Consider the following 22492-nt stretch of genomic DNA (forward strand, 5'->3'; position numbering starts at 1 on the left):
GGGGCGCGGCGGTGAAAAACCCGCGCGTCGGGGGTGTTTGGTCGCTGCGGCCGGCGTTCGCCGGGGCTCAGCCGTCGAGGCCGAGCAGGTCGAACGGGTAGCCGTTGTCGAGTTCGTCGGCGCGCTCGTAGACGACGCGCGCGGCCGCAACGTCCTGGATCGCGAGCCCGGTCGAGTCGAAGACGCTGACGCCGCTCACGCCGTCGGCGTCGGCAGGGGTACCTGGCGTACCGGGGCGGCCCGCGCGACGGCCGACGACGATCTCGCCGATCTCGCCGTAGAGGTCGTCGTCGGTGAGCGTCCCCGCGGCGTAGGGGACGTTGATCTCGCCGGAGTGAGTACACTGCTCGTGGTCGTCGATGACGACGGTGGCGTCGAGCAGGAGGTCGTCCCCGAGTTCGTGTTTGCCCGCCGCGTCGGCGCCCATCGCGTTGATATGGGTGTGTTCACCCACGTTCTCGGGACCGACGATCGGGTCCTCGACCGGGGTCACCGTCGAGAGGACGTCGCAGTGGCCCGCCTCCGATACCGAGCCGGCGCGCACGTCGAACCGGTCCTCGAAGGCGTCGATGAAGTCCGCGACGCGCTCCTCGTCGAGGTCGCTCACGACGACCTCCTCGATGTCCCGGACTGTCGAGATCGCTTCGAGCTGCGTGTACGACTGGACGCCGGCGCCGACGATCCCGAGCGAACTCGCGTCGGGGACGGCGAGGTGGTCGGTCGCGACCGCGGCGGCCGCGCCGGTGCGTTTCATCGTCAGCGTCGTCCCGTCGAGAATCGCCAGCGGGAACGCCGTCTCCGGGTCCGAGTAGATCATCGTCCCCATCACGGTCGGGAGGTCGTGGTCCGCGGGGTTGTCGGTGTGGACGTTCACCCACTTGATCCCGGCGGCGTCCCACCCGTCGCCGGCCGCGGTCTCCTCGGCGACGTCCTCCTCGCGCACGTCGAGGTAGGCGGGCATCGACCGGAAGTCGCCGTTGTACTCGGGGAGGTCGATGTACGACTTCGCCGGCATCTTGGCGTCGCCGCGCTCGTAGGCCGTGAACGCGCCGCGGACCGCGTCGATCACGCGGTCCATCTCGGCGTTCTCGTCGACGTCGTCCGCGTTGAGGAGCAGCGTCTGCATGCCGCAGAATTTGCCGGCCGTCACTTAGTCCCTTCCGAACGCGATTTCTCAGCCGGAATGACGGACACGCGGAGGTCGTTGACGTTCGTCCCGGTCGGGCCGGTCCGGAGCAGCGCGCCCGCCGCGTCGAGGGCCGGGGACGCGTCGTGGGCGTCGAGCGCCCGCTCGGCCGTCTCCCGGTCCAACGGGCGCTCGACGCCATCGCCTGCGCCGTCGCCGACGAGGCGGTCGTCGACCAGCGCCCCCGCCGCGTCCGTGGCGCCGTCGATCCCGTCGGTGTCGACGCTCGCGACGACGACGCCGTCGCCAGCTTCACCGGCCGCGTCGAGTTCGAGCGCCGCCGACAGCGCGAACTCTTGGTTCGGTCCGCCGGCTCCGGGGTCGTTCCCGAGCGTCACCGTCACCTCGCCCGCCGAGAGGAGGACCGCGGGCGGGGCGACCGGCTCCCCGGCCGCGCGGCACTCCTCGGCGACCGCCGCGTGGGTCTTCGCCGCCTCGCGCGCCTCGCCGCGGACCCGCGAGGAGAGGACAAGCGGCTCGTACCTCCGATCCGCGGCGACCTCCCGGGCCGCGTTCAGGGCCGTCCGCGCGCTCGCGACGATCCGAACGTCGACGCCGTCGAACGCGGGATCACCCGGCTTCGGCGTCTCCGCGACCGCGCCCGCGACGCCGCGTTCGAGGCGGTCGGTCACGGCCGCGGGCGCGTCGACCCCGTGCCGGTCGAGGACCGCGAGCGCGTCAGCGAAGGTCGTCGGGTCGGGCGAGAGGGGGCCGCTCGCGATCACGGCCGGGTCGTCGCCGGTCACGTCGCTGATCGCGAGGCCGAGAACGTCGGCGGGGGCGGCCGCCCGCGCCAGCCGCCCGCCCTTCACCGCCGAGAGGTGTTTGCGGACCGCGTTGATCTCCGAGATGGTCGCGCCGCTGGCCAGTAGCGCCTCGGTCGTCTCGCGGAGGTCGTCGAGGTCGATTTCGGTCGCCGGCGCGGCCAGCAGCGCGCTCCCGCCGCCCGTGAGCAGGCCGATCACGAGGTCGTCCTCGTCGGCGTCGCCTGCGACCTCGCGCGCCGCTCGGGCGCTCTCGACGCCCGCCTCGCTCGGCGTCGGATGGTCGCCGGGGAGGACGTCGATCCGTTCGGCCTCGACGGGGTCGTCCGTGACGACCGCGCCGCCGTCGACCCGGTCGCCCAGCAGGCGCTCGACCGCGGCCGCGAAGTGGCCCGCCGCGTTGCCCGCGCCGGCGACCAGCACGCGGTCGTACGTGGCGAGGTCGCGGACCGTCTCGGTCCCGTCGACGCTCCGGACGGTGAGGCGGTCGCCGTCGAGCGAGAGCGCGTCCTCGACGACGTTTGCCGGGTGCGCCGCCTCGATCCCCGCGGTCACGCAGTCGAGCGCGAGTTCGCGCGCCGGGTCGCTCGCGTGTCCCTCGCGGTCGGCGACGGTCACGGTCGAGTCGTCGTCGGACTGCTCGGGCATTGGTTCGGTCGCCTCGGTCGGAATGCGTCCCGGCGGCTCAAGAGGATTCTGCCGCCCGTGGGACGGCTGCGCGTTCGACCGGTTCACGTCGTTGAAATCTGTTTATAAATGCGTACTAGCGATCCCGCGGCGAACACTGCCAAAGCCCCAGCCGCGACGGCTCGGTGCGCTCGCTGCGGTCCTCGTCGTTCTCCTCGCTCACTCCTGCGGTCCTTGCGTCGCGCGCCTTCGCCCTCGCGGCTGCCCCTTTGAGTCCCACCCACCGCAACCGCACCGCAGCCTCACGCCTCCCCAGCCTCGTCGGTGGTCCTCCGCTTCGCTCCGGACCACCGACTCCAGCGAGAATCGAAGATTCTCTGGCAGCCGGCGCGTAGCGCCGGCGACCTCGCGCGTGCTCCTCGCGGCCACCGGTGGCGGCCGCTCGCAGGCACGCGCCACCGCATCTGTTTTTTATAGGAGCCGTCGTTCTCGCTCGTGGACATTTATAAACTCAAAAACGGTGGACGGAACACTCACCGCGGCGCGTTGCCCGCCTCAGAGGATGATGCCGCGCGTCTGGAGCACGTAGTAGACCGCCAGCAGGACGGCGATGACGTACTGGCCGAGCGCGACCTCGTCGGCCTCGCCGACCGCGACCTTGATCAGGGGGTAGGCGACGATGCCGGCCGCCAGGCCGTCGGCGATGGAGTAGGCGAACGGCATCACGGTGACCGTCAGGCCCGCGGAGACCGCCCACGCGGGGTCGTCCCACTCGACCTCGACGAGCCCCTGGAGCATCATCACGCCGACGACGATGAGCGCGATGAAGGAGGCGTACGCCGGGATCGCGGCCACGAGCGGGATCAGCACGAGCGAGGCGGCGAACAGGAGCGCGACCACCAGCGCCGTCAGGCCGGTCCGTCCGCCCTCCTCGACGCCGGTCGACGACTCGATGTACGTCGTCACCGTGGAGGTGCCGAGCATCGCCCCGGCGGTCGTCCCCACCGCGTCGGCCATCAGCGGTTTGTCCATGTCCGGAAGGTCCCCGTCGTCGTCGAGGAAGTCACCGAACTGCGAGACGCCGATGAGCGTTCCGGCGGTGTCGAAGAAGTCGACAAAGAAGAACGTGAACACGACCAAAACGAACGTGAGCGGCTCGATCTGTCCGAGGCCGTCGACGAACGCCCCGGCCAGCGGCGAGATGTCGTACTGCGCGTTCGGCAGCGACTCCGGGGTGACCGTGCCGCGCCCGAACACGCCGGCGAGGGTGAGCCCCCAGCCGACCAGCGAGGTCGTCACGATGCCGATCACGATCGAGCCCGTGATCCCGCGCGCCCAGAGCCCGAAGGTAAATGCGAGTCCGAGCAGCCCGAGGATCGCCCACGGGTTTCCGAAGATCCCGCCCAGCGTAACCAGCGTCGCGTCGTCGGGAACAACGATCTGGAGCTCTTGGAAGCCGATGAACAGCAGGAACAGGCCGATACCGGCGCCGACGGACTTCTTTACCGGCTCGGGGAACAACCGAATGACGTACTCGCGCGCGCCGACGACGGTCAGGACCATGAACAGGACGCCCTCGACGAACACCGCGGCCAGCGCCGTCTGCCACGGGATGCCGAGCCCCAGCACGACCGTGTACGCGAAGAAGGCGTTCAGCCCCAGTCCCGGCGCCAGCCCGAAGGGACGGTTGGCGTAAAAGGCCATCACGAGGGTCGCGATCGCCGCCGACAGCACCGTCGCGATCGCGATCATCTGGAACACCTCTCCCTGCCCGTACCCCTCGATCTGGACGGCCTCCGAGAGGATTGCGGGGTTCACCACGATGATGTACGACATCGCGAGGAACGTCGTGAGCCCGGCTATCAGTTCGGTGCGGACGTCCGACCCGTGCGCCTCCACGTCGAACCGCGCGGCCAGCGTGTCTGAAAGCCCCATTGAACGCGTGGAGGTTCCCGCGGATCGGGTGATAAGCCTTGCTGAACGAGCCGAGTGATGATCCACTACCGTGGATCAGAAACACCGTTACGGCGATTTTTTCTCGAAGAGTATGCGTGAACGTGGCTACTCGAACGTCGTCAGCGCCCCGACCGGCGCGTCGGTGATCGCTCGCGCGCGGTCCATCCCCTCGTCGCCGACCGCGATGAGCGCGAACACGCCGGTGACGTCGGCGTCGCCCTGGAGCGCGATGTCGAGGAGGAGCTCTTGGGTCTCGCCCGAGCGGATCAGGTCGTCGACGACCAGCACCGTGTCGCCGGCGTCGATGGCGCTCGCGGGGAGGTAGTAGGTGAGTTCGATGCCGGAGGCGAGCCGCTGGCGCGACTCGATGAACTCCTCGACCGCGGTCTCTTTCGACTTCTTGGCGTACGCCAAGCGCGCGCCGAAGAAGGAGGCCATCGCCGCGCCCAGCGTGATCCCGTCGGTCGCGGCCGTCAGGACCACGTCCGGCGACTCGAACTCGAACGTCTCCGCGGCGACCGGCGCCACCAGGTCGAGGAACGACTGGTCGAAGACGACGCCGGAGTTGTCCACGTACCCCTCGTCGTCGAACTCAACGCGCGCGACAAGTTCGTCGGCGAGCGCCTCGCGACCGACCGACTCGACGACCTCGCTCGCGCGGTCGGTGCCGGGCAGCACGTGCCCGTTCACGTACCGGTTCAGGTCGCCCGCGGGCAGCCCCGTCACGTCGGACAGCTCCTCGTACGTGCGCGTCTCCTTCAACATCCGCAACACGGCGACCGCCTGTAGCTGGAGGGCCGCCTTCTCTGCGCGATTCATACTGATGATCGCGATCGCACAAGTATGAATACGTCGAAGTCGATCGCGGCACCGATACCCACGAGCGTGCGTTTCGGCGCACGAGCGTGCGCCTCGGCGGGCGAGACCCGGAGCTACGTCGACCCCCTCACGCCTCGGGCGCGTCGAAGAAGACGGCGGGCTCGTCGATCGCGATCTCGACGTGGTCGCGGTCGTCGAGGGGTCGCAGGCGCACGGTGAGGGTCCCCGCCGCCTCAGCGGCCGCGCGCAGGGCGGCGAGGTCGTCGCTCGCGAGGTACGTCGGCACGCACAGCGCCACCTGCGCCGCCTCGTCGGTCGCGACCACCAGCCGGTACACGGCCCCGTCGGCGGCGCCGGCGTACACGTCGACACCGTCGATCGCGGCCTCGTCGGCCGCCGCCAGCGCCGCGTCGAACTCAGACCCGGGCAACAGCACGTCGATCCGGGCGGCGTCCGCGACGGGGTTCACCTGCCCGGGGTGCCCGGCGATCGCGGTCCAGCCGCGCTCTCGGTACGCCGCCGCCGTCGACTCCGCGTCCTCCTCGACCGCGTCCCATCGCGGTCCGGGATCGGGTGCGTCCATGTCGCGCGGCTACCGTCCACGCCCGTACATAAGCGTCGGTTTCCGGATACGCCACATCCGTCTCGCCTTTCGGCCGCGCTGAATCTCGCTCGTTCGCCCCTCGCGCCCCGGAAACCGTGGCGTTCATTCTGTCAACAGATCGCCAGCAGGCGGTAGCGACAGACGCTGTGTCCGCCGGTAGGTTCATAATGCTCTGTTGTTTGAGATAGCCTATGCCTACTGACAACGACGATCACGTCGACAGGCGGACGGTGCTCAAGTACGCCGGAACGGCCGGTGCGGTCGGTCTCGCGGGCTGTTCCGGAAACGGCGGCGACGGCGAGGACGGCATGGACGGCGGCGACGGCGAGGACGGCATGGACGGCGGCGACGGCGAGGACGGCATGGACGGCGAGGACGGCTCCGACGGGGGCGACGAGGCGTTCGAACTCGGCGTCACCATGGGGCAGATGGACTCCGGACTCGACCCGCAGGACCACGCCGAGACGAACACCGAGATCATCGTCGGCCAGCTGTACGAGGGCCTCCTCGACCGCGACAAGCAGGGCGGCATCATCGCCGGCCTCGCGAACGAGTGGGAGCGCACCGACGACGGCAGCGTCCGCTTCATGCTGCGCGACGGGCTCACCTTCCACAACGGCGACGAGGTCACGCCGGAGGACGTTCGGTACAGCATCCGCCGGATCGTCTTCGAGGACGTCGGCATCGTCAGCCCGCAGTCCAACGACCTCGGTTCGGTCTCGGAGGTCACGACCGGCGACGGACAGGTAACGGTCTCCTTCGAGGGGTTCAATCCGATCGCCTTCCAGCTGTTCGCGACGAACGGCCCGATCATGCAGCAGTCGTGGGTCGAGGAGAACGGCGGCGACTACATCAACCGCAACGCCAACGGGACGGGGCCGTTCCGCCTCACGAACTACGAGTCGGGGAATCAGGTCGTCTACGAGCCGAACGAGGAGTACTGGGACGGCGCGCCCGAGGTCGACGAGCTCACCATGACCGCCTCCAGCGAGTCGAGCACGCGGGTCAACCAGCTGCTCGCCGAGGAGACGGACATCGTGACGAACGTCCCGCCGAACGAGGTCTCCCGGGTGAACGGCTCCGACGTGGCGACGATCAACTCCGTGGCGAGCGCGCGGATCATCTTCCTGCAGATGCGGTACGACGTGGAGCCGTTCTCCAGCCAGCAGTTCCGGCAGGCGATGAACCACGCGGTCGACGTCGAGAGCATCATCGAGAACGTGCTCAACGGGTTCGGGAACATCACCTCCCAGCCGACCCTCGACGGCCACGTCGGCTACAACCCCGACATCGACCCGTACCCCTACGACCCCGAGGAGGCGGAGCGACTCGTCGAGGAGTCCGGCCACGCGGGCGTCGAGATCACGCTGGAGACGCCGATCGGGCGCTACCTCCGCGATGTCGAGATCGCGCAGGCGGCCGCCAGCCAGATCGACTCGCTGTCGAACGTCTCCTGTGAGGTCGAACAGCGCGAGTTCTCCTCGCTCGTTCAGGACGTCACCGCGCCGAACATCGAGGACCGTCCGCACTTCAACCTTCTCGGCTGGGGGAACGGGGAGTTCGACGGCAGCCAGACGCTGACGCCGCTGCTCTCTTCGAGCGGCGCGCTCACCGTGCTGAAGAACGACGAGCTCGACGGGCTGCTCACCGACGCCGAGGCGACCGAAGACCCCGACGAGCGCGTCGACATCCTCCAAGAGGCGAACCAGCTCGCCCACGACCTCGCGCCGTGGGTGTTCATGCACCAGCAGTTCAGCGTCTACGGCGTCTCGAACGATATCTCGTGGGAACCGCGGGCCGACGAGTTCATCGACCCGGACACCGCAACCCAGCAGTAACGCGACTCACCTCTCCCCACACCGTTATTAATGTCACTCGGCAGATTCGCACTCAAAAGAAGCCTCCAAGGGATCGGCGTCGTCTGGGGCGTCGTCACCGTCGTGTTCGCGCTCCGGTTCGTCACTCCCGGAAGCCCGATCAACGCGGTCGCGCCGCTCGACGCGTCACAGGAGACGCGACAGGCGATCGCCGCCGAGCTCGGCCTCGACCAGCCGCTGTACGTCCAGTACGGGCAGTACGTCTTCGAACTGCTTCAAGGGGACATGGGGCGGTCGTACATCCGCGGCCAAGACGTGACGACGCTCGTGTTCGAGCGGCTGCCCGCCACCGTGGAGCTCGCCGTCGCCGCGAGCGTCGTGGCGATCGCCCTCGCGATCCCGCTCGGCGTCATCAGCGCGACCCGCCGCAACGAGCCGGTCGACTACGGCGCGACGCTGCTGTCGCTCGGCGGCATCTCGACGCCGAACTTCTGGCTCGGGATCATGCTCATCCTGATCTTCGCCGTGGAGTTCAACATCTTCAACACCAGCGGCCGCGGCGTCGACGTCGGCGACGTCGCGCTGTCGGTGATAAACGCCGAGCCGTTCGTCGGGACGCTGTTGACGTGGCTCGCGTACATCACGCTGCCCGCTATCGCCTTGGGAACCTACTTCATGGCGCTCATAACCCGCCTGACGCGGTCGGGGATGCTCGACGAGCTCAGCAAGGGCTATGTCCAAGCCGCGCGGGCCAAGGGGCTCCCGCAGACCCTGATCCGGTACAAACACGCGCTCCGGAACACGCTTATCCCGGTGATAACCGTCCTCGGGCTCCAGCTCGGGACGCTGATCGGCGGCGCCGTGATCACCGAGGCGGTGTTCTCGTGGCCGGGGCTCGGCACGCTCGTCATCGAGAGCATCAACCAGCGCGACTGGCCGGCGCTTCAGGGAAGCCTCATCGTCATCGGGACGAGCTTCGTCCTCGTCAACATCCTCGTCGACGTGGTGTACGCCTACCTCGACCCGGAGGTGGTGACTGACTAACATGGTCTCTTCACGTGTCATACGCAATCTCAAAAAGGAGTTCAGACAGAGCGGGCTCGCGAAGCTCGGGCTGGCGCTGGTGGTCCTCATCACCTTGACCGCCGTGTTCGCCCCGTTCATCGCGCCCCACAACCCGACAGACCAACAGCTCGACCAGAGCGAGCTGCCGCCGATCGGCTTCTCGCAGACGGAGGAGCGGACCTCCTCGCAGATGGTCGACGGCGAGATCCAGACCGTCACCGAGGAGGTCGAGATCAGCGCCGAACCCGACCACGTGTTCGGCACCGACGGGCTCGGTCGCGACATGTTCTCGCGGGTGGTGTACGGCGCTCGGACGTCGCTCGTCGTCGGCGTGCTCGGCACGCTCTTGGCGGCGTCGATCGGCGTTCCGGTCGGGCTGCTCGCCGGCTACCACCGCGGGCGCGTCGACGACGCGCTGATGCGGATCGCGGACATCAGCCTCGCGTTCCCCTCGCTCGTGCTGGCGGTCGCGCTGATCGGGCTGTGGGGGCGGGCGGCGGTGAACGTCCCCGACCCGTTCGTCGTCGCCGGGTTGGCGCCGGAGATGCCGGAGAGCTTCGTGTTGCCGATAACGGTGGTGATCGTCGTCGGCCTCGTCAACTGGGTGTGGTTTGCCCGGGTCGCCCGGGGAGAGGCGCTCTCCCTGCGCGGGCAGGAGTACGTGAAGGCGTCGCGCGCGCTGGGCGCCAACGATAACACGATCATCCTTCGCCACATCTTCCCGAACGCGATCACGCCGATCATCGTCCTCGGGACGGTGCAGGTGGCGGCGATCATCCTCTTGGAGAGCTCGCTGTCGTTCCTCGGCTTCTCCGGGACGACGCTGTCGTGGGGCTTCGACATCGCGCAGGGGCGCGACTACGTCTCCTCCGGCCAGTGGTGGATCGCCTCCATCCCCGGGGTCGCGATCATGCTGTCGGTGATCGGGATCAACCTGCTCGGCGACTGGCTGCGTGACGCGCTCGACCCCGGTATCGAAGGCGAAGGGGGTGCCGCATGAGCGACGCCGAGCGGACCGACGAGCCCGCCGCCACCGACGGCGGCGGTACGGGCGACGCCTTCGGGAGCGGCGACGCAGCTCCGACGGGAACGCCCGCGGCCGGCGACGTGCTGTCGGTCCGAGACCTCTCGACCCGATTCTTCACCGAGGAGGGGCAGATCAACGCGGTGGAGTCCGTGTCGTTCGACCTCCGGGAAGACGAGATCCTCGGCGTCGTCGGCGAGTCCGGCTCCGGGAAGTCCGTGACCGCCCTGTCGCTCGTCGACCTCGTCGAGACGCCCGGGCGGATCACCGCCGGCGAGGTGTGGTACCGCGACCCCGACCTCGCCGAGGAGTTTCGCGGGAACGGCGACGTGCGGGTCGACGGCGACCACGTCGACCTCCGGACCGTGCCGCCGCGCGTCCGGCGCTCGCTGCGCGGCCCCTCGTTCAGCGTCATCTTCCAGGACCCGATGAGCAGCTTCAACCCCTCGATCACCGTCGGCGAGCAGATCGCCGAGGCGGTCGAGGTGCAGCGCCGGGCGCGGGCGAACCCCCGCTCGACGCGCTCGCGGACGCAGGGGTACGGGCTCGGCAAGTACCTCCTCGACGGGATCGTTCCCGGCCGCGACTACACCAGCGAGGAGAGCATGGAGCGGGCCGTCGAGCTGCTCGGGCAGGTCGGGATCCCCGACCCCGAAGAGCGCGTCGACGAGTACCCCGGCCAGTTCTCCGGCGGGATGCTCCAGCGCGCGATGATCGCGCAGGCGCTCGCGGGCGAGCCGGACGTGCTGATCGCCGACGAGCCGACGACCGCGCTCGACGTGACGATCCAGGCGCAGATCCTGAACCTGCTGAAAGAGATTCAGGCCGACCGCGGGATGAGCATCGTGCTCATCACCCACGACCTGGGCGTGATCGCCGAGATGTGCGACCGCGTCTGCGTGATGTACGCGGGCGAGGTCGTCGAGCGCGGCACGCTCGACTCGGTGTTCGAAGACACGGTTCACCCGTACACACAGGGGCTCCTCGGTTCGATCCCCGACGTGGACGACCCGCGGGCGCGGCTCGAACCCATCACGGGCAACGTCCCGAGCCTGCTCGACGCCGAGATGGGCGACCGGTGTTACTTCGCGGACCGGTGTCCGAAGGCGATGGAGGCGTGTCTCGACAAGCCGCCCGAGACGACCGTCGACGCCGCCACGGGCCACGGCGCCAAGTGCGTGCTGGCGGACCGCGAGTACGACCCGGCCGACGCGCTCCCGGACGGATACTTCGACGCCGGTCCCGGCGACGCCGCGGCCCCCGACGAGGAGGCCGCGACCGACGGGGGTGAGGGCGAATGAGCGACCCGCTGCTCTCCGTCGACGGGCTGAAGAAGTACTACGCGGACGACCAGTCGCTCGTCGACCGCCTGATCGGCACGGAGTCGGAGAGCGTGAAGGCTGTCGACGGCGTCTCCTTCGACGTCCACGAGGGCGAGACCCTCGGGCTCGTCGGCGAGTCGGGCTGCGGGAAATCGACGACCGGCGAGACGGTGCTGCGGCTCCGCGACCCCACCGAGGGCGAGATCACCTTCGACGGGACCGACGTCCGCGGGATGACCGACGCGGAGCTGAACCAGTTCCGACAGCGCGCACAGATCGTGTTCCAGGACCCGTTCTCCAGCCTCGACCCGCGGATGACCACCGGCGACATCGTCGCCGAGGGGCTTCGGATCCACGGGCTTCCCAAGACCAACCCGAACGTCGAGACCGTCGCCGACGTGACCGTTGAGGGCACCTCTCTCCGCCCCGGAGACGTCGAGGTTCGCGTCGACGACGACGTCGACCGCGTCGTCGACGCCAAGCAGGGGGTCGCGCGGGTCGCCGTTACCGTCCGCGAGGACGAGGAGGGCCCGCTCGCCGCTCTCGACCGGCAGGGCGACCTGCTCGCGACGACCGTCGAGACGGCCGAAGACGACACCGTCGTCGTGACGGTCTCCGTCGACGCCTCCGACCGGGAGATCCGCATGGCTCGCGTCGCGAGCCTACTCGAACGCGTCGGCCTCTCGGCCGACCAGCTCGACCGCTACCCCCACGAGTTCTCCGGGGGCCAGCGCCAGCGGATCGGGATCGCGCGGGCGCTCGCTCTGGACCCCGACTTCGTCGTCCTCGACGAGCCGGTGTCGGCGCTCGACGTGAGCGTTCAGGCCCAGATCCTGAACCTGCTCGAAGACCTGCAAGAGGAGTTCGGGCTCACGTTCCTCTTCATCGCGCACAACCTCGGCGTGGTCCGGCACGTCTGCGACCGCGTCGCGGTGATGTACCTCGGCGAGATCGTCGAGATCGGCCCGGTCGAGGAGATATTCGACGATCCCGCGCACCCGTACACGAAGGCGCTGCTGTCGAGCGTCCCGCGCGCAAGTACGGAGGCGCGCGACGAGGAGTTCACCACGCTCCACGGCGACGTGCCCTCGCCGCGCAACCCGCCGGCGGGCTGTCGGTTCCACACGCGCTGTCCGGAGGCGCGCGCGGCCTGCCGGGAGTCGGCGCCGCCGGCGTACGACCTCGGCGACGGTCGAGCGGCGACCTGCTTCCGGACGGACGACGACCACGCGTACTGGGACAGCGAGCCGATCGGCGAGAACGCGGCGGCCGAGGAAGCGGGCGACACCGGCGAACCGGCGGACGACTGAGCGGGCTCCGGGCGACCGCCTCCCGGTCAGGGCGGCGGTCTCCGCGACCGCGGTTTGTTTTATCTACTACGCACCGAACCCGTTCGTCAGTCGTACCTCGACGCGGGAAGCCGCGCCCGGGTTATCTCTCCCCGTCCCCTCGCTTGAGACATGACGCACAGCGACTCCGGTTCCGACGGCGGCTTCGCCCGGCGAACGATCCTCCAGGCTGCCGGCCTCTCGGGCGTCGCCGGGCTGGCGGGCTGTCTGAGCGAGGCGGCCACCACCGCGACGACCGGCGACGGCGCGGACGCGGCGGAGACCGACGACGGGGAGCCCGCGCTCCCCGAGACGGGGTCGCCGGAGGTCGTCGACCTCGACGGGCGCGGCCGCGAGGTGACGCTCCGGTCGGTCCACGCCAGACACGCGGCCCACCCCGAGAGTTCGCTCGGCGGGCCGGTCGAGATGCCGGTAACGTGGGCGTTCCAGGCCGACGACGGCACGCCGAGCGTGCCGGGACCGGTCCTCTGAGCGACCGAGGGCGACGACCTGTCGATCACGCTCGACAACACTGACGGGGAGATGCCGCACACGCTCCACTTCCACGGGGTCTCGAAGTCGTGGAAGGACGACGGGGTCCCGTCGACGACGGGGATCACGGTGATGCCCGGCGAGAAACACACCTACGAGATCGGCGCGGACGTGCCCGGAACCCACCTCTACCACTGCCACTTCAACACCCCGATGTACATGGACATGGGGATTGTACGGGATCCTCCGCATCGACCCCGAGGGGTACGAGGCGGCCGACGTCGAGCAGTTCATGACGCTGAAGGACTGTGACACGCGGCTCTCGCGCTCGTACGGCGGCGAGGACGCGACCTACGACCTCCAGAACCGCCGCCCCGACGCGTTCACGATCAACGGGCGCGTCGCCCCGTACACGTTCAACCCCGACCACGGCTCGCCGATCGTCGTCAGCGAGGGCGACACGGTGCGGCTCCACTTGGTCAACGCCTGGTTCATGTCGCACCCGATGTACACGCACAACCACCGGTTCCGAACCGTCGAGAAGGACGGCGCCGAGTACCCGGAGGTGATGTAACTCCCGGAGGACGTGGTGAACGTCGCGCCCGCGGAGCGGTACACCGCCGAGTTCGAGGCGGACGCGGACCCCGGCATCTACCCGATGCACTGTCACAAGGTGGACCACGTCCGGAACGGGGGCGTCTCCCCCGGCGGGATGCTCACTGCCATCGTCTACGAGCAGGTGATGGGGACGGACGTGTTCGCGGACCTCATGGAGAAGGCGGGCTACGAGCTCTGAGGTTCGGAAACTGACCGCACGAACGCTCTTCTCTCCCCCTACCGCTCGCGGACGACGACGAACTCGGCGAGGTCGCGCAGGTACTCGATCGCCTCCGTCTCGGGCGGGTCGGCGTCGTCGAGGGCGGCGAGCGCGCGCTCCGACTCCGCCCGGGCGCGCTCGTTGATCTCCTCGGGTGACAGCGACGTGACCTGGAGGACCGAGGGGCGGTCCATCTCCGCGTCCTGCCCGGTCGGCTTGCCGAGGTCGTCGGCGTCGGCGGTGGCGTCGAGCACGTCGTCGCGCATCTGGAAGGCGACGCCGACCCGCTCGGCGTACTCGCCGAACGAGTCGATCGCGTGGGGGTCCGCCCCGCCCGCGACCGCGCCAAGCTCGGCGGCGGCGCGGAACAGCGCGCCCGTCTTGCGGCGCGCCAGTTCCATGTACTCCTCTTCGTTGGTCGGTCGTGCCGCGAGCTCCGTCGCCTCGCCCTCGCCGAGTTCGACCATCGCCTCGGCGACGGTGCGCATCGCGCGCGGATCGGCGGAGAACAGCGCGAACGCCTCGCCGAGCAGGCCGTCGCTGGCGATGATCGCCGGGCCGTAGCCGAACTCCGCCCACGCGGCGGCGGTGCCGCGGCGGACCTCCGAGCGGTCGATGATGTCGTCGATCACCAGCGAGGCGTTGTGGACGAACTCGATGCCGGCCGCGAAGTCGACCGCCTCGTCAGGGTCGCCGTCGAACGCCTCGCAGGCGAGGACGGTCACCGCTGGCCGGACGCGCTTGCCACCCGCGAGGACGACGTGGCCGACCTCGTCGGACAGTTCCTCGGGCTCGACGTCGTCGATGACCGACTCGATCCGGTCTTCGACCAGCCCGACCCGACGCTCCAAGTACTCCATCTACTGCCCGGAGGGCCCCGGCGCGCAAAGGCCTAACGGAACGCCCTCCGAACGCGGGATTCGGACGACGGCGACGACGCGGTTCACCGCTCGGTACTGCGGCGGCGCGCGCCTGCGAGCGGTCGACGATTCGGCCGTGTTCCCGGTGATCTGACAATCACTTACCGGGCGTTCGTCGGTCACTCCGGCGACTCCACGCCGATGAACTCGAAGCGAGCACCGCCCGCCGCGCTCTGCTCGACGCCTATCTTCCACCCGTGAGCGGTGGATATCTGCTCGACGATACTCAGTCCGAGCCCCACGCCCTCACCGCCGGCGGTCACGCCGTCTTCGAGCACCTGTCCGCGGAGGTCGTCCGGAATGCCTGCGCCGGTGTCTTCGACGTAGAACCCCTCGGCGAGCGGTCCGACCGTGACCGTCACGTCCTCGCCTCCGTGCTGAATCGCGTTGCGGAACAGGTTCTCCAAGACCTGTCTCAAGCGGCTCTCGTCGGCGTAAATCTTCCCCTCGGCCTCGACGGTCAGCGATGCGTCTCTCGTCTCGACGCTGCCCCACGCCGATCGACTCACCGCGCCGAGGTCCACGGGAACGACCTCCTCGATCTGGTCTCCGGCCTTCGTCAGCGAAACGAGGTCGTTGATGAGCGTATTCATCCGCGTGAGGGCGTCGTCCACCGTTTCGAGGTGTTCGCTGTCCTCCTTCGACTCCTCGCGAGCGATTTCGAGCCGCCCTTGGGCGACGTTCACCGGGTTTCGGAGGTCGTGACTGGCGATGTCGACGAAATGGTCCAGCTGCTCGTTCTTCCGTTCGAGGCGGTCGTTCGCCTGTTCGAGTTCGGTTACCGTCTCCGCGAGCAGCTCGTTCGTCCGGTGAATCCGAGCCGCGTAGATGCCGATGACCGTGCCGAGCGCCGCACCGACGCTCAACGACCCGCTGATCGAGAGCAGCGTCGACGTGTTCGTCCGAGCGGCCATCTCCCCGAACCAGGCCCCGAGAACCGTAAACGCGAGCAGCCCCGCCCCGGTCCACTTCAGCACCGTCCACCGCTTCGACTCGACGATGGTGTCCGCTCGGAGCCATCCGTAGGCGACCAGTCCGGTCCCGATACCACCCGGAACCGTGGCTTGGAGGGAGAGCACCCCCAACTCGACGTCCGCGAGTATCCCCACCGCCGCCGTTGCGACGATGATCGACGCCCCCACGACACTGACAGGATTCACCCGGTTTCCGGGGGCCATTGTCCTATGATCCATCTCGCTGTCCGGTATGTTAAAAGATTGTGACGATTCCGAGTGGATGCCTATTCGCAGTTCACCCGTCGTATCCGTCTGTTACAGATATCGAACCGTTCTGACCGGCAGTTCTTTTCAGATCTTATTCATTAATAGGCGGCGCTGTCGCACCGTCCACACGCCCGATTCGGGGAGTTCTTCGCGACAGCTACTCGGTGTTTGACTGGAGCCGAGGGGCGTCGAGTAAACGGGCGTTCCGTTCTCTTCGTTTCACACACGGAACCGCTTCGCGCTCTCCTACTGGAACCTGACGCCGAGGTCGTGGAGCCCCTCGTTGTTCGAGGCGACGTTGATCAGAAGCGGCGTCAACCCCTCAATTTCGGGTGCGTTTGCGATCCCGCCGGCGTCGAGCGCGCGGAGCCCCTCGATCCCCTCGCCGACGTCCGCGACCGTCCGTTTCGCGTCCTCGTCGTCGCCGATGACGAGCGTGTCGACGCCCAACTCGGCGTCGAGGTTCGCCAGCCGCGCGGCCGCGAGGTTGTGGAACGCGCCGACGACGGCGACGCCCCCGGGCGCCGCGCCGGCGACGATTTCCGTCACCGAGCCCGCGCCGGGCTTGTGGTAGTGGAACCCCTCTTCGTCGCGTTTCATCCCCGTCGCCGGCGAGACCAACACGTCGCCGTCGTCGAGCGCGTCCGCGACCGCCTCCACGGTGTCGCCGACGTGGTACGGCGGGACCGCGAGGACGACGATCCGCGCCTCGGCGGCGACCGCGCTGTTCTCGCCGCCGGTCACTTCCGCGTCGAGCCCGCGGCTCTCCAGTTCGGTCGTGTACTCCTCGGCCTTTGTCTCGGCCTTCTCGGCCTCTCGCGACCCGACCGCGACCCGGTGCGGCGTGTCCGCCGCCAATCGGAGCGCGAGCCCCTCGCCGATGTCGCCGGTGCCGCCCAAGATGGCGATTCTCATACTGTTCGTGTGGTCTCTCGCGTCTTAGGGGTTGCGTGACCGGCCGTCCTCGCCACCGTTCGGAACGGGGAATTCTTTGTCGAGGCGAGAGAGGCGACACGCATGGACGAGCAGGACCGCGTCGCCGCGTTCATCGCCGAGCACGGGCTGGAGACCGACCTCGCGCACCGGGTCCTCGACCTCGAAAGCGAGGTCGGGGAGATCGCCAAGGAGGTGAACACGTCCACCGACTACGGGCACGAACCGGCCGCGGCCGCGATCGCGACCGACGAGATCGGCGACGCGCTGTTCGCGCTGCTCGCGCTCGCCGAGACGGCGGACGTCGACGCCGACGCGGCCCTCGACGAGGCGCTGGCGAAGTACGAGGCGCGGGTCGAGTCGTCCGGCGACGCCGGGTCCGGACGATAGCGACCCGGCCGGCGACCCCGAGTCCCGGCGATAGCGACCCGGCCGGCGACCCTGACTCTCCGCGATAGCGCCGCGGGGCGGGCGTCGGTTCAAGTGCTCTGGACGCGTACCGGGCGTATGACCGACGCCCCGTCGCTCGCGCTGCGCTACGTCGCCTGCGACGCCTGCGAGACGGTGTTCGCTCGGGCCGGCGCCGCCGCGGCGTCCGAGGCCTGCGACCGGTGCGGGGCCCGCGCGCTCCGCGAACTCGCCGACGTGCGGGGCCCGGACGCCTACTTCTCGCCCTGAGTTCCGCCCGCGGTCCACGGGCCGCGAGCCGTCGCGGCCGACGGCTCCGACCGACTCACCGCAGGTCGTCCGTCTCTCTCTCACCGGCCGCGATCGCGCGCAGCTCTTCGTCGGAGAGGCGATCGATAACGAACTCCGGCATTCCCTCGGGAAGCCCCGAGGGGATCGATCCGCCGCCGTCGCGCTCCGCTGTCACCCGCCCACCGTCCGTGCGAGACGCCCGGGCAGGCCCGCCGTCGTTCCCGTCGTCCACGGCCAACCGGCGCACGGTCCGTTCCAGCTCGCCGACCGCCGCCGACTGGCGCTCGCTCTCGGCCGCTAACTCCTGTGTCTCCTCGGTGATGCGGTTCGACTGCTCGACCACCCCGTCGATCGTCGCGGCGATCTCCTCCGCGGCGGCGGCCTGTTCGTCGGTCACGTCGGAGACCTCGTCGATCCCGTCGGCCGTCTCCGTCACCGCCTCGGTGATGTCCGTGAGGCTCTCCGCCGCGTCGCCGACGCGCTCGCTCCCCTCGTCGACTCGCACCGTCGTCTCCGAGAGGCTCTCGACTGTCTCCTCGGTGTCGGCCCGGATGCCGTCGACCATCGACTCGATGTCGCTCGCGTGCCGCTGTGACTCCTCGGCGAGCGACTTGATCTCGTCGGCGACGACGCCGAACCCGGCGCCGGCCTCGCCGGCCCGCGCCGCCTCGATCGAGGCGTTCAGCGCGAGCAGGTTCGTCTGGTCGGCGATCCCGTTGATCGCGTCGACGAACTCGTCGATCTCTTGGACCCGCTCTTGGAGCGCCTCGACGTCGTCCGCCACCTCGTCGACGGCGTCGCCGATATCGTCCATGGCGGCCGCGGCGTCGTCGGCCGCCGCTCGCCCGTCCTCGGCGAGTTCCTCCGCCCGGCCGCTCGTGCGCTCGACCTCGTCGGCGGTCGAGGCCACCTCCTCGACCGTCGCGGAGAGGTTCGCGACCTCCGAAGAGATCTCCGCGACCCGCTGTGACTGGTCCTCCGACGCCTCGCCGACCGCGGCGGCGCTGTCCGCGACGTCCCCCGCCGACTCGCGGAGGTCGCTGATCGGTTCTTTGACCTCGTCTTCCACCTCGGCCATCAGCCGCTCGTTCTCCTCGACCGCCTCCGAGAGCTTCTGGCTGTACGAGTGGATATACGTGTCCGTGACGACCTGCATGTCGAGGTTGACGATCCGGAGGACCGAGAGCAGGTCCTCGATCGCGTCGTCGACCTCCGCTTCGACCGCCGTCGCGGTCGCCTCGTCGACCTCCCCGCCGGCGTCGGGAGCGAGGCGCTCGGTGAGCGAGTCGACGAGGCGGTCACCGATGAGCGGGAGGATGAGGTCGTAGTACACGCCGTACTGCCCGAGGTAGTGTTTCATCGGCATCTCCAGCATGTCGTGGATCTTGCCGATCCGCGCCCGGTCCTCGAAGTACTCCTCGCCGTACTCGCCCCCCGCGAGCGTCACGAGGTACGCCGACTGGGTCCGTTTGAGCTGTTCGAGCCCCTTGTCGGACCGATTGAACACCTCGACCGTCTGACCGTGCTCGGTGAGGTTCTCGTAGAAGTCGTCCGCGATCTGCTCTGCGTTCTCCGCGAACGCGTCCTCGTACCGGCTCAGCCGCCGCTCGTCCTCGGCGTCGAAGCCGACGAACTCCTTTCGCCACGCGATCTCGTCCCCGTCGAGCCCAATCTCGTCGACCAGCTCACTCACGTCGAGCCCGTCGTTCAAGCCGCCCTGACCGAAGTCGTGCCGGCCGTACTCTCCCGATGTAGCCATACTGAGACCTCTCCGCTTGGGTTATATAAACGGCCACCCTCCAGGTCTCACAGCTGATACCGGCGAGTCGTGCCGCCTATCCGCGACGGACGGCCGACTCCGCGGCCGCCGCGACGCTCATTCCGGCCCCGGCGCCGGCTAGGACGATCGCTCCGAGTGCGCGGATCGCTCGTGTCACGGCCCCGACTCCGGACCCCAGACCGATACCGCCCGTCGATCAGTATTGCGGGTGTTCTCTGTGAGACCCGGTCACGGGACTGGTGCGTCGTGGATCAGGCATTTGTACCCGTCGTGCTAACCCGAATCCGATGGGAACCGGAGGGAAGCCGGCGGACGACGGTGCCGCGGCCGTGCCCGGGGGCGTTCGCGCCGGCCTCGCGATCCACGGGACGGGGAACTGCCCGGTCGTCACCGCGTCGACCGCCCACGACGGCCCGATAACGGGCGTCAACTGGACGCACGCGGGCGACACGCACACCGAGGAGTTCCGCGCCCGCGACCCGGACGCGGTCGACCGCGCGGAGGGGGTCCCGGCGCCCACCTCGGTCGTCGACCTCGGCGACGAGCGAGTGTACCGGTACGACCGCCCGCGCAACGGGAGGTGCGCCTGCCGGATCGTCGAGGAGTTGGACTGTCCGATCGCGGACGCCCGCGCCGAGGACGGCGTCCTCGTTCTCACGCTTCACCTCCCCGACCTCGACCGCCTGCGCGACGTCGTCTCGGCGCTCGACGGGACGGCGGAGCTCGTCGAGGTCCGATACCTCGTTCAGGGCGCGGCGCGCGGCGACGGGGCGTCGGACCGGACCCTCGTCGACCGCGGCCGCCTCACCGACCGCCAGTCCGAGGTGTTACGAACCGCCTACCGCATGGGGTACTTCGAGCGCCCCCGCGACGCCAACGCGCGCGACGTCGCCGAGGCGCTCGACATCTCCCCCTCGACGTTCGCCGAACACCTCGCGACCGCCCAGCGGAAGCTCCTCGACGAGACGCTCGCCGAGAACTGACGGTTCCGCCCCCCGCCGCGTCAGGCGGCGTGTTCGTCGATAGCGGCTTCGAGCGTCGCCCGGTCCTGCGCGCCGACGAACCGGTCGACCGCCTCGCCGTCCGCGTACAGGACGAGCGTCGGGATGCTGCGCGCGCCCAACTGCTGGGCGACCGCCTGATTCGCGTCCACGTCCACCTTCGCGACCGCGGCGTCGGTCTCCGCCGCGAGCGCCTCGATCGCCGGCTCCATCATCTGACAGGGGCCGCACCAGTCGGCGTAACAGTCCACGAGGACGACGTCGTGGTCGTCGACCGCGCGGCGGAGGTCGTCCGGTCCGTTCACGTGGATCGGCTCGCTCGGGGTCGTTGCTCCGTCGTCGTCGACCGTGTCGGTCCCCGCGGCCCTCTCGGGCGCATCGCCGTCCCCGAGACGCGCCTCCAGCTCTCGGCGCTTCCGCTCCCGGATGCGCTCTCGCTCGGTCTCCGCGTCGTCGCCCGTCGGCTCGTCTGGTTCGGCTGCGTCGCTCATACCGCAGTATTGAGTGTTTAGAACAATATACCTTGCGCCGCCGGATCCCCGCGTCGCCTCACTCCGCCGACCCGAGGAGGTCGCCGAGCCCGGCAGCGGCGAGGTCAACGTTGTCCGCGACGAGGTCGGCCGCCCGCTCGTACGGGGAGCGGTCGGTCCTCCCTGCGTCCGGGCGCGTTCGGCCCGCGCTCGCGAAGACCCGCTCGACGAACGCCTCGCGCACGGCCTCCGCCTCGAAGAGCCCGTGGAGGTACGTGCCGAGGACGCGGTCGGCGGCGACGCTCTCCGCACCGAGCGGCTCCGTCGCGACCGAGGACGACTCGTTCTCCTCGCAGCGCAGTCGCGTCCGCCCGGCGCGGATCTCGTAGCCGGTCGCGCGTCCCTCGGCGCCCGCGATCGGCCCCGCGCCGTCGACGGCGCAGGTCACGCGCTCGACGCGCTTCTCCGTCGAGAACTCGGTCTCGACGGGGAGGAGTCCGACCCCGGGGACCGTCTCGCGGTCGCCGACGCCCTCGACGTAGGCGCCGACGAGCCGCTCGCCGAGGATCTGATAGCCGCCGCAGACGCCGACCACGGGGCCGTCGAACGCCCGCAGCCGCTCGTCGAACCCCGCCTCGCGGAGCGCGAGCAGGTCGTCGACCGTGTTCTTCGACCCGGGAAGGACGGCCGCGTCGACCCCGTTGAGCGCGGCGTCGAGCGGGAGATAGGCGACGCGAATACCCGGCTCGCGCGCCAGCGGTTCAAGATCGGTGAAGTTCGAGATGCGCGGCAGCCGCGGGACGCCGATCCGGACGCTCTCCCCGTCCGGGACGCCGTCGTCGTCGCCGAGGACTCCTTCCTCACTTTCACCCTCGCCCGCCGTCTCGTCGGGCAGCGAAAGACTGTCCTCCGCCGGCAGCCCCGGGTCGTCGTGCGGGACGACGCCGACGACCGGGACGCCGGTCCGGGCCTCGATCTCGTCGATCCCCGGTTCGAGGAGCGCGGGGTCGCCGCGGAACTTCGTGATCACGGCGCCGCAGACGCGCTCGCGGAGGTCGTCGGGGAGCAGTTCGAGGGTCCCGTAGAGGCTCGCGAACGCGCCGCCGCGCTCGATGTCGACCGCGATCAGGATCGCCGCGTCCGCGAACCGCGCGCACTCGACGTTCGCGAGGTCGCGGTCGCGGAGGTTGATCTCGGCGACGCTCCCAGCGCCCTCCGCGACGATCACGTCGTGGTCGGCCGCGAGGCGCTCGTGGGCGGCGACCGCGGCCGCGCGGGCCTCGTCCCAGTACTCGTCGTAGTACGTCGACGCCGGGGCGTTCGCGACCGCCTCGCCGTCGACGATCAGCTGGCTCTCGCCGCCGCCGCGGGGTTTGAGCAGGACGGGGTTCATGTCGGTCGTCGGCACCGTCTCGGCCGCCCGCGCCTGGACGTGCTGGGAGACGCCGACCTCGCCCCACTCGCCGCCGGGCGTCAGCGCCACCCGGGCGTTGTTGCTCATGTTCTGGGCCTTGTACGGCGCCACGTCGACGCCCCGCCGCGCGAGCAGCCGACAGAGCCCGGCCGCCAGCGTGCTCTTGCCGACGTGGCTCGCGGTGCCCGCGACGAGGACCGTCTCGGCGTCGCTCATGCGACACCGGACCGC

At 69.7% G+C, this 22492-nt stretch carries 19 protein-coding genes and 1 pseudogene; 9 read left to right on the top strand and 11 right to left on the bottom strand.

What is annotated here, in order from left to right; genetic code table 11:
* Nucleotides 1–67 precede the first annotated feature (67 nt).
* The 5 genes from C463_RS08915 to C463_RS08935 all read right to left on the bottom strand — a co-directional run bounded on the left by C463_RS08915 (nt 68) and on the right by C463_RS08935 (nt 5935).
* Entirely contained in the window at nt 68–1126 is a 1059-nt protein-coding gene (locus tag C463_RS08915) for an alanine dehydrogenase (RefSeq protein WP_008442878.1), read from the bottom strand.
* A gap of 20 nt (nt 1127–1146) precedes the next feature.
* Nucleotides 1147–2598 (bottom strand): glycerate kinase type-2 family protein, encoded by a 1452-nt coding sequence (locus tag C463_RS08920; RefSeq protein ID WP_008442879.1) that lies wholly within the window; start codon nt 2596–2598, stop codon nt 1147–1149.
* Nucleotides 2599–3132: 534 nt separating this feature from the next.
* On the bottom strand, nt 3133–4512 hold the full coding sequence (locus C463_RS08925; RefSeq protein WP_008442880.1) for an NCS2 family permease: 1380 nt from the start codon (nt 4510–4512) through the stop codon (nt 3133–3135).
* A 126-nt stretch (nt 4513–4638) separates the two neighbouring features.
* Nucleotides 4639–5352, bottom strand: a complete 714-nt coding sequence (locus C463_RS08930; protein ID WP_008442882.1) for a phosphoribosyltransferase family protein — start codon at nt 5350–5352, stop codon at nt 4639–4641.
* 127 nt (nt 5353–5479) lie between these two features.
* The gene (locus C463_RS08935; RefSeq protein ID WP_008442883.1) at nt 5480–5935 is read right to left on the bottom strand and encodes a DUF7529 family protein; all 456 of its coding nucleotides are present in this window, start codon (nt 5933–5935) and stop codon (nt 5480–5482) included.
* A gap of 212 nt (nt 5936–6147) precedes the next feature.
* Here C463_RS08935 and C463_RS08940 point away from each other — a divergent pair, with 212 nt between their 5' ends.
* The 6 genes and pseudogenes from C463_RS08940 (at nt 6148) to C463_RS08965 (ending at nt 13800) form a co-directional block, all read left to right on the top strand.
* Entirely contained in the window at nt 6148–7794 is a 1647-nt protein-coding gene (locus C463_RS08940) for an ABC transporter substrate-binding protein (protein WP_049905736.1), read from the top strand.
* 30 nt (nt 7795–7824) lie between these two features.
* Entirely contained in the window at nt 7825–8817 is a 993-nt protein-coding gene (locus tag C463_RS08945; protein WP_008442887.1) for an ABC transporter permease, read from the top strand.
* A gap of 1 nt (nt 8818) precedes the next feature.
* Nucleotides 8819–9838, top strand: coding sequence for an ABC transporter permease (locus C463_RS08950; RefSeq protein WP_008442888.1), 1020 nt, complete (start codon nt 8819–8821; stop codon nt 9836–9838).
* Nucleotides 9835–11163: an ABC transporter ATP-binding protein gene (locus C463_RS08955; protein WP_008442889.1), complete on the top strand. Its 1329-nt coding sequence runs from the start codon at nt 9835–9837 to the stop codon at nt 11161–11163. The genes C463_RS08950 and C463_RS08955 overlap by 4 nt, the downstream gene beginning before the upstream one ends.
* Nucleotides 11160–12494, top strand: coding sequence for an ABC transporter ATP-binding protein (locus C463_RS08960; RefSeq protein WP_008442890.1), 1335 nt, complete (start codon nt 11160–11162; stop codon nt 12492–12494). The genes C463_RS08955 and C463_RS08960 overlap by 4 nt, the downstream gene beginning before the upstream one ends.
* Nucleotides 12495–12644: 150 nt before the next feature.
* A pseudogene (locus C463_RS08965) lies at nt 12645–13800 on the top strand (multicopper oxidase domain-containing protein).
* Between the two features lie 38 nt (nt 13801–13838).
* Here the strand turns inward: C463_RS08965 and C463_RS08970 are convergent.
* From C463_RS08970 to npdG, 3 genes are all read right to left on the bottom strand, one after another.
* A complete protein-coding gene (locus C463_RS08970) occupies nt 13839–14681 on the bottom strand; it encodes a polyprenyl synthetase family protein (RefSeq protein ID WP_008442893.1) in 843 nt (280 codons plus the stop codon).
* A 179-nt stretch (nt 14682–14860) separates the two neighbouring features.
* A complete protein-coding gene (locus C463_RS08975; protein ID WP_239638874.1) occupies nt 14861–15919 on the bottom strand; it encodes a sensor histidine kinase in 1059 nt (352 codons plus the stop codon).
* A 291-nt stretch (nt 15920–16210) separates the two neighbouring features.
* A complete protein-coding gene (gene npdG / locus C463_RS08980; protein WP_008442895.1) occupies nt 16211–16879 on the bottom strand; it encodes an NADPH-dependent F420 reductase in 669 nt (222 codons plus the stop codon).
* Nucleotides 16880–16981: 102 nt separating this feature from the next.
* On the opposite strand from npdG, the gene C463_RS08985 reads away from it, so the two are divergent.
* Both C463_RS08985 and C463_RS19000 read left to right on the top strand, forming a co-directional pair.
* Entirely contained in the window at nt 16982–17287 is a 306-nt protein-coding gene (locus tag C463_RS08985; protein ID WP_008442896.1) for a MazG-like family protein, read from the top strand.
* Nucleotides 17288–17404: 117 nt separating this feature from the next.
* Nucleotides 17405–17575: a hypothetical protein gene (locus C463_RS19000; protein WP_158294451.1), complete on the top strand. Its 171-nt coding sequence runs from the start codon at nt 17405–17407 to the stop codon at nt 17573–17575.
* A gap of 55 nt (nt 17576–17630) precedes the next feature.
* Here the strand turns inward: C463_RS19000 and C463_RS08990 are convergent, their stop codons facing one another.
* The gene (locus C463_RS08990) at nt 17631–19355 is read right to left on the bottom strand and encodes a globin-coupled sensor protein (protein WP_008442897.1); all 1725 of its coding nucleotides are present in this window, start codon (nt 19353–19355) and stop codon (nt 17631–17633) included.
* Between the two features lie 308 nt (nt 19356–19663).
* On the opposite strand from C463_RS08990, the gene C463_RS08995 reads away from it, so the two are divergent.
* The gene (locus tag C463_RS08995; protein ID WP_008442898.1) at nt 19664–20359 is read left to right on the top strand and encodes a helix-turn-helix domain-containing protein; all 696 of its coding nucleotides are present in this window, start codon (nt 19664–19666) and stop codon (nt 20357–20359) included.
* Nucleotides 20360–20379: 20 nt separating this feature from the next.
* Here C463_RS08995 and trxA read toward each other — a convergent pair whose 3' ends face one another.
* Entirely contained in the window at nt 20380–20868 is a 489-nt protein-coding gene (gene trxA, locus C463_RS09000; protein WP_008442899.1) for a thioredoxin, read from the bottom strand.
* 58 nt (nt 20869–20926) lie between these two features.
* Nucleotides 20927–22477: a cobyric acid synthase gene (locus C463_RS09005; RefSeq protein ID WP_008442901.1), complete on the bottom strand. Its 1551-nt coding sequence runs from the start codon at nt 22475–22477 to the stop codon at nt 20927–20929.
* Nucleotides 22478–22492: the final 15 nt, after the last annotated feature.

Origin of the sequence: Halorubrum californiense DSM 19288 (assembly GCF_000336875.1) — an archaeon.
Classification (GTDB): domain Archaea; phylum Halobacteriota; class Halobacteria; order Halobacteriales; family Haloferacaceae; genus Halorubrum; species Halorubrum californiense.